Genomic DNA, 12,904 nt, shown 5'->3' with positions numbered 1-12,904 from the left:
TCGAGGCCGAAACTCGGAGCTTCAGCAGCAGCTTAGATGCACAGGCGCGTCAATTCGCCGCGATGCTCTGCCGCTCGTCCGCGCAGGAGTTTTTTCGACATCCGTGTCTTTCAACGGAAGCCTGACGGTACCATCTGTTCCTTCCAGCCAACTCCCCGGAAAGACGAGACGCGATGACGCTGAGACGCCTCGCCACCTTCCTGAAAACCGAAAGCGCCAGCGGCGTGGTCCTGATGATTGCGGCGGTGCTTGCCCTGATCTGGGCGAACTCGCCGGCGGCCCCGCTGTATGACGCGATCCTGGCGATGAAGGTGGTGGTGACGGCCGGCGGCGTCGGCCTGGACAAGCCGCTGATCCTGTGGATCAACGATGGGCTGATGGCGATCTTCTTCCTGCTGGTCGGGCTGGAGATCAAGCGCGAGGTGCTGGAGGGCGAACTGTCCAGCCCGGCCAAGGCGATGCTGCCGGGCATCGCGGCGCTGGGCGGCATGGCGGTGCCGGCCCTGGTCTATTGCCTGTTCGCGCAGGCCGAGCCGGGCGCCTTGCAGGGCTGGGCGATCCCGGCGGCCACCGACATCGCCTTCGCGCTCGGCGTGCTGGCCCTGCTGGGCAACCGCGTGCCGGGCAGCCTGCGCGTCTTCCTGCTGGCGCTGGCGATCATGGATGATCTGGGCGCCATTGTGATCATCGCCGTCTTCTACAGCCATGGGCTGGTGCCACTGGCGCTGGGGCTGGCGGCGGCATCGGCGGTCGGCCTGTGGCTGCTGAACCGGGCAGGGGTGCGCTCGCTGACGCCCTATCTGCTGCTGGGACTGGTCCTGTGGGGGTGCGTGCTGAAATCGGGGATCCACGCGACGCTGGCCGGCGTGGTGCTGGCTTTCGCCGTCCCCCTGCGGGTCAAGGACCGCGACGGCAAACGGGCGCAGGACGCGCCGCTCCATTGCCTGGAGCATGCGCTGCACCCGTGGGTCGCCTTCCTGATCATGCCGGTCTTCGCGCTGGCCAATGCTGGCGTGCCGCTGGTCGGCATCACCCCCGCCAGCCTGCTGGAGCCGGTGCCGCTGGGTATCGCGTTGGGCCTGTTCCTGGGCAAGCAGGCGGGCGTCTTCCTGGCGGTGTGGACGGCCGTGAAGATCGGCGTGGTCGAGCGGCCGGCCCGCGCCAGCTGGGGGCAGGTCTACGGCGTCGCCGTGCTGACCGGCATCGGCTTCACCATGAGCCTGTTCATCGGGACGCTGGCCTTCGCCGATCCGCAGCATGCGGTGGCGGTGCGGCTGGGCGTGCTGACCGGCTCGCTCGCCTCGGCGCTGGTCGGCTACGCGCTGCTCCATACCGCCGGCACTGTACGGGCGCGGGCTGCGGCCAGAGCAAGCTGAGGCCGGCGGACGCGAGGTTATCGTCAGCAATAGTTCGCCATGGTATCTGTTTGGAATGCGAACTTTGTTTCTGGAGGGCGGAACCCGTGGGGGCGCCGGCGGGTTCCTTCCTTGCGGGGAATCGCGCTGCGGGCGCGGGACCGACAGATCGGGGGACATGCGATGATCGACGCCATCCGCACACGCCGGCACACCGTTGCCGACGAGACCCCGCCGGGCGGAACCGGCGGCTCGGTCCCTATCGATTTCCAGCGGCTGGAGCGGCTGCGCCGCCTGGCCCGTCTGATGGATACCCGCTGGCGCATTCCCTTCACCCGCATCCCGGTCGGGCTGGACGGCATCGCCAGCCTGGTGCCGGTGGCCGGGGATACGGTGACGGCAATCGTCTCCGCCTACATCATCATGGAGGCCGCCCGTTTCGATCTGCCCAAGACCCTGGTGGCCCGCATGGTTTTCAACGTTCTGCTGGACTGGGCGGGCGGGTCGGTTCCGGTGCTGGGCACCGTGTTCGACATCGCCTTCAAGGCCAACCGGATGAACCTGAACCTGCTGCACGAGCATCTGGAACAGCGTCTGGCCGCGGTCGCCGCGAAGCGCTGAAAAGGCCGCTTTCGCGATCTTGACGTGGATCAAGGCGGGGGTGGGGGTGCTGCGGCACTCTGTCGCTCATGAACGCCATCACCGCCCTGGCCGTAAAGCCGGCCCCCGCAAACCCGTCCCATTCCCATGGTGTCGCCCACGGTGTCGATGCCGCGCTGCTCGCCAAATATGACGGGCTGCGGGTGCCGCGCTACACCAGCTACCCGACCGCGCCGCACTTCACGCCAGAGGTGAACGGCGATGTCTATGGCGGCTGGCTGGAGGCGATCGAGCCGTCCCGGTCCGGATCGCTCTACCTGCATGTGCCCTTCTGCCAGAAGATGTGCTGGTACTGCGGTTGCCACACCAAGATCGTCGCGCGCTACGAGCCGATCATGGAGTATCTCGGCCATATGCGGCGCGAGATCGCCATGGTGGCCGACCGTGTTCCCGGCCGGCTGGCGGTGCGCCACATCCATTTCGGCGGCGGCACCCCGACCATGATGGCGCCGGGTGATTTCGAAGCGATGATCGCGCTGCTGCGCACCCGCTTCGACGTCGCCGCCGATGCCGAGCTGGCGGTGGAGATCGACCCCCGCACCCTGACGGCGGAGATGGCGGCGGCGCTGGGCCGCGCCGGGGTCAACCGCGCCTCGCTCGGCGTGCAGGATTTCGACGAGACGGTGCAGCAGGCGATCAACCGTATCCAGCCGCGCGCCGTCACCGAACAGGCTTTGGCCTGGCTGAAGGAGGCCGGCATCACCAGCGTCAATCTCGACCTGATGTACGGCCTGCCGCACCAGTCGGTGGAGAGCGTCACCCGCTCCGCCGAGATCGCGCTGGAGATGGCGCCCGACCGGCTGTCGGTCTTCGGCTACGCCCATGTGCCGTGGATGAAGACCCACCAGAAGAAGATCGACGAGTCGGTGCTGGCCGGTTCGCTCGGTCGCTGGGAGCAGTTCGCCGCCATCGGCGCCGTGCTGGCCGCCGCCGGCTATAGCGCCATCGGGCTCGACCATTTCGCCCGCCCCGGCGACGAGCTGGCGGTGCAGCAGGAGGAAGGGCGGCTGGGCCGCAACTTCCAGGGTTACACCACCGACGACGCCGAGGTTCTGCTGGGCTTCGGGTCTTCCTCCATCGGTGCGCTGCCGCAGGGCTATGTGCAGAACGCCGTGCCCTTCGACCACTATGCCACCGCTATCGAGGAAGGCCGCCTGCCCACCGGCAAAGGCATCGCGCTGGCCGAGGACGACAAGGTGCGGCGCGACCTGATCATGCGGCTGATGTGTGACCTGTCGGTCGATACCGCCGCCATCGCCCGCGGCCACGGCTTGCCCGAGTCCGTCTTCGACGCGGAGCTGGAGGGCATGGCCGATCTGGTCGCTGATGGCGTCGCGGTGGTGGAGGGCCGGCGCGTCCATGTGCCGGAGAGCGCCCGCCCGCTGATGCGCATCGTCGCCGCCCGTTTTGACACCCACCTGTCCAAGGGCGCAGGGCGGCACAGCCGGGCGGTTTGATAGCGTTCAGGGAAAAGGCGGCTCAAAAGAAAAGGCGGCCGGCGCCACCCGCCGACCGCCTTTTCCCGTGCCGCGCATCCGAACCCACAAGGCTACGCGGCAACCTCGTTGATGCCCTGCATCAATGTGCGCAGCATGTCGCCGCTGAGGCGGTTGGACGTCACGCCGCCCGCCTGCTGCTGCGTGCCGCCATAGGCGGCCATCCGTTCCTGTTCCGAGACATAGCCGTCCTTGTTGGTGTCCAGCGGATCGTAGCTGGTCGTGCCGCCCGCCGACGCGGTGCCGGACGACGAAGACGAGGACGATGACGAACTGGAGGACGTCGACGAGGTCGAGTCCGTGCTGCTGCTGTCCGAAGCGCTGGCGGTGCCGGTGTCATTGGCGGGCGGCGGGGGTGGCGGGCGGTTGGCGTCGGCCTCCTTCAGCGCGCTGCTCAGCTCGTCCTGGGAGATCGATCCGTCCTCGTCGCTGTCGAGGCTGCTGAACAGCGATGCGGCGTCGGTGCTGGACTGGCCGGCGGAGGTCAGGGCGGAGGTCAGCTCGTCCGAACTGATGCCGCCGCTGCTGTCGCTGTCCAGGCTGGAATAGAGGTTCTGGGCGAACTGCTGCTGCATCGCGCTCGCCTGCTCCTGCGCCGCCAGCAGGGCGCTGCCGCTGCCATAGTCGAACTGGCTGGAAAAGGAGCTGAATTCCGTCGCGCTGAGCGAGCCGCTCTTGTCGCTGTCCAGGCTGCTGACCAGACTGTCGACCGCCGAGGAGAGCTTGTCGCTGTCGGACGAGGCCGAGGTGCCTTCCAGTGCGCTCAGCAGTTCGTCCTTGGACAGCGACGAATCACTGTTGGCGTCCGCCTTGGAGAAGAATTTCTGCAGCGTCGCGGTGGTGCTGGAGCTGCCGAGGGAAGAGATCATGGCCGGTGCCCCCATAAAGTACGTCGTGATGGACTGCCGTTCTGGCGGTGACGTCCTTTGACCGTGGCCGGTGGGGCTTGTCTCGGGCGTCTCGATGGTCAAGATACGCGGGGTGGGTTGGGACTCCTGCGCGGGGGTGGAGTGAAAAACATCGGGCTTTAGATAATTTTTCTGGACGTGGGGGCCTGCCCCAAAAAGCGCATAGCGAAATTGGGTGCGCTGCGGTGGCGAAGAGGGGGCTGCCTCCTGTATGGTCGCGTCGAAGGTTCACACTCCTTGTTTGCCGTCCTCTGTTTGCCCCGCTCCTGCAAAGCACCGTTCCATCTCCAAGGTGAGCGATGATCCGGCGTCTGCGTACCCTTCCCTTGATGGTGGCCCTGGCCACGCTGATGGTTCCCGGCTGCATGCCGTACCAGCGGGTTCCGAATCCGCCGACCGTGCGGACGGCGCCCGAAACGGGGACCGGGCTGGAGCCGATCTATGGGGAGTGGCAGGTGGACAGGCCGACGCCGGCCTATGCCCAGCCGACGGGCGGTTCGGGCGTCATCGCCACGCTGGGGGCCGGTCAGGCGGTGACCACGCTGGGCAGGGTGCGCAACAGCGACTGGGTGGCGGTGAAGGTCGGCGGGTCCACCGCCTATGTCCGGCTGCACCTGCTGAGCCTGAAGGGCAACACGCCGCGCGGCAGCCGCGGCACCTCCACCACCGTGGCGAAGCCCGCCGACAATGCTGGTCCGACCATCAAGGCGGCCCCGCGCGGAAAGATCGGCGCCACGCCCATCGCAAACTAAACTGGAGCAGACGGTCACAGAACAAGACAGGAGTCGCAGACTCCCCCCTCGACAGGCTTCCGTGATAGAACATATCAGGAACATAAGCCTGTCGAGCGGAGCCGAGTCATGTCTGTGCCGTCGTCCCCCTCTCCGTCCACGGAGGCTGCGCCGCGCGATCGTGCCGGCACGTTGGCCGATCTGCGCGCACGCATCCGGCGGATCGAGGGAGCAGGCGGGGAGGGAGGGCGGACCCTGCCGTTCGGTGTCGAGTCGGTTGACGGCCATCTGCCCGACGGCGGGCTGCCGCTTGGCTGCCTGCATATGGTGGCGGCGAAGGACCCGGGGGCGGGCACCGGATTCGCCGCGGCACTCCTGGCCCGGCTGGCGACCCCGAAAACGCCGGCACTGTGGATCCTGCGCGGGCGCGACCTGTATGCCCCAGGGCTGGCGGCCTACGGGCTGACACCGGACCGGCTGGTGGCTGTGCGGGCGGTACGGCCGGTCGATGCGCTGTGGGCAATGGAGGAGGCGTTGCGTTGCTCCGCCCTGTCTGTGGTGCTGGGCGAACTGGAGGAACTGGACCTGACCACCAGCCGGCGTCTGCAACTGGCCGCCGAGTCGTCGGGGGTGACCGGCTTCCTGCTGGATTTGGGCGTCGGCGCGTCGGGCGGACGCAACTGGCGGACGGGTGGTCGGCAGATGGAGGGTGGGCGGGCGGAGGGGCTCAGCGCCGCTGTGACCCGCTGGCGGCTGGATGCCGTCCCCAGCCTGGATGAAAAGGATGTAGTTCCACGCCCGGCCGGGGGACTGCCGGGTCTGGGGATGCCGCGCTGGTCGGTCGCGCTGGAACGGTGCCGGGGCGGATGCGCCGGACGCTGGACCCTTGCCTGGGATGGGGCGGGGTGGCGCGACATGGGGAAAGAGGATGGGAGCGGCCTTGGGCAGGCCGTGCAAAGCGACCCCAGGCTATGGCCGGCCCGGCAGCCGATGACCCGGCAGCTGATGTCCGACAACCGACAGGGTCGCTCGTCGGATCACCGCAAACCGGCCATCGCAGGCTGAGTGCCGATCAGTAGTTGGTGGCCCAATCAGGCTCGCGGCGGGCGGGCTGCTCCGTGCCGTCCGGCTCGGTCATCCAGCGCGGGTCATCCGCATCCAGCGGAGCATAGAGCGGCAGCTGACGGGCGAATTCCGCGCTGTCGGCATCGCGGTGCTGTTTCAGCAGGCGGTCGGCAAGATGGGCGGGCAGCATGGCAGGTCTCCTTCTGAGCGCCGGATGGCACCGCGGATCAGCCTGACTAAGGCCGGTCCTGGCCCACCCGTCGTCCTGTTTGCCTGGATAATAACTACGCAAGTTCCAGGCCAGCTGTTAAGCGCGTCACACGAGTTCCATGACACACGACTAAGTCTCTACAAACGGTTTATACGAAGCCACTTGAACCCACATGAACCGGTATGACGCTAGGGAATCGGAGGGACTCTGGGGGGATCTGTCGTACACGCCGTGGCGGACATCGCCTTTCGATCGGGCATCGCCGCTGTCCTGTGTGAGATGTGTTCCCTTCCGCGTCGTTCCAACCCATATTCGCGACCAATCCCCTTCAAGGAATGCGTACCTCCCATGCACAGCGCCACCGCACCCGACTCCTGCCCAAATTGCCTAAAACCTAATCATCTGTGCATTTGCGAGGCAGTGCAACCGATCGACAACGGCGTGTTCCTGCTGATCCTGCAGCACCCGCAGGAGAAGCGGGAGAATCTGGGCACCGCCCAGATCGCCCACCTGCAGTTCGCCAATTCGCTGGTGAAGGTCGGGCTGAGCTGGCCGGGCCTGAAGCGCATCCTGGGGCGGGAGGTCGATCCCAAGCGCTGGGGCGTGCTGTATCTCGGCCCGGTGAAGGAGGACGGCGCTCCCCGGCCGGAGGTGGCGGTGGTCGACAAGAATGGCCAGCCGTTGCGCGACAGTGCCGAGATCCTGGAGGATCTGGAGGGCGTCATCGTCCTGGACGGCACCTGGAGCCAGGCCAAGACCCTGTGGTGGCGCAATGCCTGGCTGCTGAAATGCCGCCGCATCGTGCTGAACCCGCAGTTCCGCTCGCTTTATGGGCAGGCGCGCAAGGAGCCGCGGCGCGACAGCGTCTCCACTCTGGAGGCCGGTGCCTTCCTGCTGTCGCGGCTGGAGGGGGATCAGACCATCCTGGATACCGCGCTGAAGCCTTTCTCGCTGCTGCTGAAGAAGCTGCGCACCCGTCGCCCACGGCCGACCCTGCCGCCGGCTGGCGATGCCGCCGGGGCCGAGGAGGAGGCGGAGGCCGGCGGAGAGGAGTGACGGGGCCGGAGAGAAGCGCCGGCACAGCATGTGATGATCTCGTGTACGAACGGTTGGCGGGTTGACGGCGGCGGGGCGGCGGGTGCCAAATGCGGCTTCCCAGCTCCCCTGTCTTCCTCCTCCCGCAATCGAACGAGAGAATGATGGCCAGCGATTTCGTGCCTTTCGGCCTGACGGTCTGCGGTCTCAGCGAGCTTTGCAATTTCGGCGGCGGCAAGGTCAGCCATGTGCTGTCGATCCTCGATCCCGAGATGACGGAGCCGAGCGACTTCGGCGATTACGGCGAGCATGAGCGGCTGGAGCTGCGCTTCCACGACGTCATCGAACCGACCCAGGGCCAGATCGCGCCGGAACGGTCGGATGTGGAACGCATCCTGGCCTTCGGCCGCGACCTGCTGGCCGAACCGGTGGATTGCCGCCACCTGCTGGTCCACTGCCATGCCGGTGTGTCACGGTCCACCGCAGCGCTGACCATGATCCTGGCGCAGGCGCGTCCCGATCTGCCGGCGGCCGATGCGGTGGGGGCGGTGGTCGCCATCCGGGCCCAGACCTGGCCCAACCTGCGCATGATCGAATTCGCCGACGACATCCTCGGCCGCAACGGCGACCTGATCGCCGCTGTGCGCCAGCGCCACCGCAAGCTCGGCAAGCAGCGCCCGGAACTGGTTCAGTTCATGATCGACAACGGCCGCATCCGCGAGGTCGAGGATCTGATCGACTGAGGGGCAGCCGATCGAGGCGGGCGCCGCCCCTCGTCCTTTTCCTCAATAGCCGGCCGACTGGCCGCCGAAGACACCCTTCGCCCAGGCGCCGACGCGGTGGCGCCACTGTTCGTGCCAGATATAGACGCTGCCCTTGACCCAGTTCATCTGGATCGCGCGGCGCTGGCCTTCGAAGGGATAGTGGCCGTGCCACGAGGTGTCGCTGCGGCGGAAGCACATCAGGGTGCCTTCCTCCGGCGGAACCTCGGCGGCGTAATCCTCCAGGTTCTGTGAGCGCAGGATGCGCAGGCGGCCGCCGGTCGCCTCCCAGGGCGGGTTCATGTAGATCAGCACGGTGATGACCTTGCTGGCCGAATCCGGATGGATCTTGCCGTCGGTCGGCCGGCACATGCCGCGCGCGGTGAACATGGTCGGGTACTTCGACAGATCCAGATCGAACTTGTCAGAGAAGGCCTTGCAGACCTCCGGTCCCTTCAGTTCGGCGATCATCCGGTCGAAGCTCGGCCCCTGGGGGAAGACGCCCAGCGGGATCGAGCCGGGCCGGTCCACCTTGGGATAGTCGCGGTGCAGCTCTTCAAGATACTCCCGCTTCACAAACCCCGGAACGCACAGGAAATCATAGGGATCGTGCTGCAGGGGGGTGGCGCGGAACTTGTCCAGATCAAGCATGGACATGGGTAAGAAACTCCCAAAGAGCGTGCCGACGGTGGCTTTGCCCCCCAAAACCGGCGTCACTTAACCACGACCGAAGTTTTATGCAACAGGTTTGTCGGGGAAGCATAGTTCCTGCCGCGCCCGCCATTCGGGGCCGACATAATTGACGATGATCGACTTGCGCACGCCGTCGATGGGGCGCTTTTCGAAGCCGTGCCAGGTGTTGCTGCCGGGGATGAAGATCAGCCCCTCGTTGAAGGCGTAGGGCGCACGGGCGACGACCGTCCGGCTCTCGTCCAGCACATCGGTGCCCCAGTGCGAGCAGTTCGCCCCTTTCGAGAGATAGATCAGCATCGTGTATTTCTTGACACCGATGTCGGTGTGCGGCTCCAGCCAGAAGCCGTCGGTGTCCTGGCAATATTCGATGCGCAGGCTGGTGCCGGTCAGGTCGACGTCGCAGGTCTTCTGGATGGCGTCCACCACAGGACGGCTCTGGAAGGCCTGGGCCACCGTCTCGCACACTGCGTATTTGCCGCGGCTCTCCTCGCCGAAATAGGTGCGCGACGCGTTGTTGGTCTCGCGCTTGCCGTAAGTGTCGGACACCGGCGGCGGACCCCAGGGCAGGTCTGCTATGGCGTCGGCGGCCTCTTCCGGCAGCGCTTCGGACAGCAGCCAGTGATTGTATGGCTGGCCGAACAACCGGCTGTTCTCCAGGCAACGCAGGAAGGAGGCGGAAACGGCGTCGGGGGTGGTCATGGTGGCGGAAGTTCCGAATGGAAGGACGACCCCGGACCGTGTCTGTGAGACGGCCGGTTTGCCCGCGCTTATGGCATGGTCTGCGGCGGAACTCTGCCCCCAAACTGGTCGTACCAGCGGGGTGCGCGCATTGGTCGCGCCGCACCCCGCCGGCCTGTTGTCAGAGGCCGAACCGCTTCCGGTGGGCGGACAGGCGGCGGCGCACCTCGTCGGCCACAACCTCCGTCTCGTTCAGCGGTGAATAGCTCCACTGGTCCAGCGAACCGTCGAAGGGCCGGGTGATGCCGTCCTGGTACAGCCCGTCATGGAAGGCGCGGAACTTCGGTGATCCACCCTCCAACTCGATCACGTAGACCGGCTTTCCGGTGGAGCAGGCCTCCGACGTCATCGACACGCTGTCGCAGGTCACCACCACCGCATCGGCGAGGCCGAGATAGGCGAAGTAAGGATTCTCGCCGGTGCCGTCCCACACCTCCGCCGGCAGGCCGGACAGGCGGGCGCGCAGGATCGCCTCATTGTCGGCGCCGGTGCGGCGCGACGGGGTGACCATCAGCCCGGCGCCATGGCTGCGCGTCAGGTTGGCAAGCCGTTCGGCCACGTCGCCCATGATGGTGGGCGTCAGGCGGTAGACGCCGTTGTCGCCGCCGATCAGCACGGCGATGCGCGGGTGCGGCAGATGGGCCAGACGGGGGCCGAACCGCTCCGCCGCGTCGGCCAGGATGGCCGACGTCACCCGGTGCAGGGCGCCGCGGGTCACCAGCACATTGTCGCCGCGCAGCTTGTCGTGGCGCGGCACGACGATCAGGTCGAAATGCCGCGGGTTCATCACCGGATCCTGGATCTGGACGGTGAAGGTGCGGCCGCCCGACTGCTGGCGCACCGCCAGCGAGACGGCGATGGACTGCCGCCCGGTACCGATCAGCAGGTCGGGCCAGGGCGGCTCCACCGGATCGCCCTTGGGGCCGGCGGCGAACCGGTTGCCGATGCGGAAATAGGGGGTCAGCTGGCGCCAGGGCGTGCGCAGGTGCACGCGCTTGACGATCGGCGTCAGGCCAAGCGACTCCGCCAGACCGATGCATTGGTTTTCCATGCCGGCCTTGCCGTCCGACACGACCCAACAAGTCAGAGGTTGCATGAGAACTCGGATTGTTGAAGCTGTGAAGGGTACTGCGGCGAAAAGACCGTCATCCGGGTTGCTCGCCCTTGCGGGGGTTTCCGTCTTGGCGTAGACACCATGCCCGTGTAATATCCTTTCTCCAAATCACCCCCGGAGCGACCGAGTAAAACCATGCGGCGGGTCAAACTCGACCGAATTGACCGTCGGATTCTGCGCGATCTGCAGAACGACGGCCGGATGACCAATGTGGAGCTTGCCCGACGTGCCGGCATCTCCGCTCCGCCCTGCCTGCGCCGCGTCCGCGCGCTGGAGGAGGCGGGATTCATCCGTGGCTACCACGCCGACGTCAACCCCGATGCACTGGGGTTCGGCGTCACGGTGTTCGCCCAGGTCGGCCTCAGCAGCCAGGCCGAAGCGGACCTAAAGAAATTCGAGGAGCTCGTCAACAGCTGGCCGCTGGTTCGTGAGTGCAACATGCTGGCCGGCGAATATGACTTCGTGCTGAAGATCGTGGCGGAGGACTGGGACGACTACCAGCGCTTCCTGACGACCAAGCTGACGGCGGCGCCCAACGTCGCCCATGTGAAGTCGGCGCTGTCGATCCGCACCAGCAAGCACACCCCCGGCGTTCCCATCGACGTCGATTCGCCCGACATCCCGGAAGGGACGGAGGATGACGAGGACGAGGATTACGTCGAGGACGAAACGCCCGCCCGCGCCACCCGGCGTTAGTTTGGGCCGGCGCTGCGCGGGTCCCGTCTCGAATTCAGAAGTCTCGGTTTTTACAAGGAAGATGCGGCGAGCGCCTGGATCAGGCCCGCCGCCGCTCCCCCCGCCACCACCCAGTGGATCGCCACCCCCCGGCGGGTCAGCGCGTAAAGTGCTGTCAGCATGATCGCCCAGGCCCAGATCAGGCTGCCTGCCGTGTGCTGCCCGTCCGGCAGCAGTACCGCCATTCCCAGATAGACGCCCAGGTTCAGGATGACCCCCACCACCGCCGCGGCGATGGCGGCCAGCGCTCCCGCGGCCAGACGGTTGTGGATCAGCCGTTCCAGATAGGGGGCGCCGGCGAAGATGAACAGGAAGCAGGGCAGGAAGGTGACGTAGGTCGTCAGCGCCGCCCCCAGCGTCCCCGCCAGCGCCGGCGACAGCGCGCCCGGCCGGTTCCAGCCGGCGAAGAAGCCGACATATTGCGTGACCAGGATCAGCGGGCCCGGAGTCGTCTCGGCCAGCGCCAGACCGTCGATCATCTCCCGCGAACTGAGCCAGCCATAGCTGTCCACCGCCTGCCCGGCGATGTAGGGCAGCACGGCATAGGCGCCGCCGAAGGTGACGAAGGCGGCCTTGGTGAACAGCGCCGCGACGCCTCGCCAGGGATCGGCTCCGAAAGCCAGCAGGATCGCCCCCACCGGAACCAGCCACAGCACCATGCCCAGCCCAAGCAGGAGCAGCAGCCGGCTGGCCTTCGGCGCGGGTTCGGCCAAGTCGGTGCCGCCGCCGTCCTCCGCCACCGGATGGGGGTGGGCGAACCAGTGGCGGCCCAGACGCGCCGCCACGCCCCCGATCACCGCCGCGGCGCCGATCACCAGCGGGAAGGGCAGGTGCAACACCGCCAGAGCCAGGAAGGCGGCACCGGCCATGGCAACGGCGGGCGGTCCCTTCAGCGTGCGGCGGCCCAGGCGCCAGACCGCGGCGGCGATGATCGCCACCACCGCCGGCTTGATGCCGTCGAACAGCGCGCCGACCAGCCCGGTGTCGCCATGGGCGGCGGCGATCCAGGACAGGGCCAGCAGTACCAGGGCGCCCGGCAGAACAAACAGCCCACCCGCCACCAGCCCGCCGCGCACGCCATACATCCGCCAGCCGACATAGGTGGCGAGCTGCTGCGCCTCCGGTCCCGGCAACAGCATGCAGAAGTTCAGCGCGTGCAGGAACCGGGTCTGGTCGATCCAGCGGCGGCGGTCGACCAGTTCGCTCTGCATCATCGCGATCTGTCCGGCCGGCCCGCCGAAGCTGGTCAGCCCCAGCCGAAGCCAGTAGAGACAGAAGGCGGAAAAGGCAGGAACGGGGGCCGGGATGGAAGCCGGAATGGGGGATGGGGAGTCGTTCATGGTCCACACCCTAGCGCAAACGCGGCAGCAAGGCAGCCTTCGCCGTCGGGCGGAAGCGCCAT

At 67.2% G+C, this 12,904-nt stretch carries 14 protein-coding genes; 8 read left to right on the top strand and 6 right to left on the bottom strand.

Going from position 1 to position 12,904, the window contains the following annotated elements:
• Positions 1-173: 173 nt before the first annotated feature.
• The 3 genes from nhaA to hemN all read left to right on the top strand — a co-directional run bounded on the left by nhaA (position 174) and on the right by hemN (position 3,472).
• Positions 174-1,376, top strand: a complete 1,203-nt coding sequence (gene nhaA / locus J2848_RS08595) for a Na+/H+ antiporter NhaA (protein WP_149229411.1) — start codon at positions 174-176, stop codon at positions 1,374-1,376.
• 162 nt (positions 1,377-1,538) lie between these two features.
• A complete protein-coding gene (locus J2848_RS08590) occupies positions 1,539-1,976 on the top strand; it encodes a DUF4112 domain-containing protein (RefSeq protein ID WP_149229412.1) in 438 nt (145 codons plus the stop codon).
• Between the two features lie 68 nt (positions 1,977-2,044).
• Complete coding sequence (gene hemN / locus J2848_RS08585; protein WP_149229413.1) at positions 2,045-3,472, top strand: oxygen-independent coproporphyrinogen III oxidase; 1,428 nt, start codon at positions 2,045-2,047, stop codon at positions 3,470-3,472.
• A 92-nt stretch (positions 3,473-3,564) separates the two neighbouring features.
• On the opposite strand, the gene xopAW is transcribed toward hemN, so the two are convergent.
• Positions 3,565-4,380: an EF-hand domain-containing protein gene (gene xopAW / locus J2848_RS08580; protein WP_170306931.1), complete on the bottom strand. Its 816-nt coding sequence runs from the start codon at positions 4,378-4,380 to the stop codon at positions 3,565-3,567.
• Positions 4,381-4,718: 338 nt separating this feature from the next.
• On the opposite strand from xopAW, the gene J2848_RS08575 reads away from it, so the two are divergent.
• The gene (locus J2848_RS08575; protein WP_149229415.1) at positions 4,719-5,171 is read left to right on the top strand and encodes an SH3 domain-containing protein; all 453 of its coding nucleotides are present in this window, start codon (positions 4,719-4,721) and stop codon (positions 5,169-5,171) included.
• Between the two features lie 108 nt (positions 5,172-5,279).
• A complete protein-coding gene (locus J2848_RS08570) occupies positions 5,280-6,215 on the top strand; it encodes an ImuA family protein (protein WP_149229416.1) in 936 nt (311 codons plus the stop codon).
• A 7-nt stretch (positions 6,216-6,222) separates the two neighbouring features.
• On the opposite strand, the gene J2848_RS08565 is transcribed toward J2848_RS08570, so the two are convergent.
• Complete coding sequence (locus J2848_RS08565) at positions 6,223-6,405, bottom strand: hypothetical protein (RefSeq protein ID WP_149229417.1); 183 nt, start codon at positions 6,403-6,405, stop codon at positions 6,223-6,225.
• A 441-nt stretch (positions 6,406-6,846) separates the two neighbouring features.
• On the opposite strand from J2848_RS08565, the gene J2848_RS08560 reads away from it, so the two are divergent.
• Together J2848_RS08560 and J2848_RS08555 are read left to right on the top strand one after the other, a co-directional pair.
• Positions 6,847-7,482 (top strand): DTW domain-containing protein, encoded by a 636-nt coding sequence (locus tag J2848_RS08560; protein ID WP_246193612.1) that lies wholly within the window; start codon positions 6,847-6,849, stop codon positions 7,480-7,482.
• Between the two features lie 143 nt (positions 7,483-7,625).
• Positions 7,626-8,204, top strand: a complete 579-nt coding sequence (locus J2848_RS08555; RefSeq protein WP_149229419.1) for a tyrosine phosphatase family protein — start codon at positions 7,626-7,628, stop codon at positions 8,202-8,204.
• A gap of 42 nt (positions 8,205-8,246) precedes the next feature.
• Here the strand turns inward: J2848_RS08555 and J2848_RS08550 are convergent, their stop codons facing one another.
• The 3 genes from J2848_RS08550 to J2848_RS08540 form a co-directional block, all read right to left on the bottom strand.
• Positions 8,247-8,879: a 2OG-Fe(II) oxygenase gene (locus J2848_RS08550; protein ID WP_149229420.1), complete on the bottom strand. Its 633-nt coding sequence runs from the start codon at positions 8,877-8,879 to the stop codon at positions 8,247-8,249.
• A gap of 78 nt (positions 8,880-8,957) precedes the next feature.
• Positions 8,958-9,614: a 2OG-Fe(II) oxygenase gene (locus J2848_RS08545; protein WP_149229421.1), complete on the bottom strand. Its 657-nt coding sequence runs from the start codon at positions 9,612-9,614 to the stop codon at positions 8,958-8,960.
• 160 nt (positions 9,615-9,774) lie between these two features.
• The gene (locus tag J2848_RS08540; protein WP_149229422.1) at positions 9,775-10,749 is read right to left on the bottom strand and encodes a mitochondrial fission ELM1 family protein; all 975 of its coding nucleotides are present in this window, start codon (positions 10,747-10,749) and stop codon (positions 9,775-9,777) included.
• Positions 10,750-10,902: 153 nt separating this feature from the next.
• Here J2848_RS08540 and J2848_RS08535 point away from each other — a divergent pair, with 153 nt between their 5' ends.
• Complete coding sequence (locus tag J2848_RS08535) at positions 10,903-11,463, top strand: Lrp/AsnC family transcriptional regulator (RefSeq protein ID WP_149229423.1); 561 nt, start codon at positions 10,903-10,905, stop codon at positions 11,461-11,463.
• A gap of 50 nt (positions 11,464-11,513) precedes the next feature.
• On the opposite strand, the gene chrA is transcribed toward J2848_RS08535, so the two are convergent.
• On the bottom strand, positions 11,514-12,842 hold the full coding sequence (gene chrA, locus J2848_RS08530) for a chromate efflux transporter (RefSeq protein WP_149229424.1): 1,329 nt from the start codon (positions 12,840-12,842) through the stop codon (positions 11,514-11,516).
• Between the last annotated feature and the right edge of the window lie 62 nt (positions 12,843-12,904).

The organism is Azospirillum lipoferum (assembly GCF_024170005.1).
GTDB classification, from domain to species: Bacteria; Pseudomonadota; Alphaproteobacteria; order Azospirillales; family Azospirillaceae; genus Azospirillum; species Azospirillum lipoferum.
The sequence above is the reverse complement of the archived record's forward strand: the minus strand, read 5'-3'. Positions and strand labels throughout refer to the sequence as shown.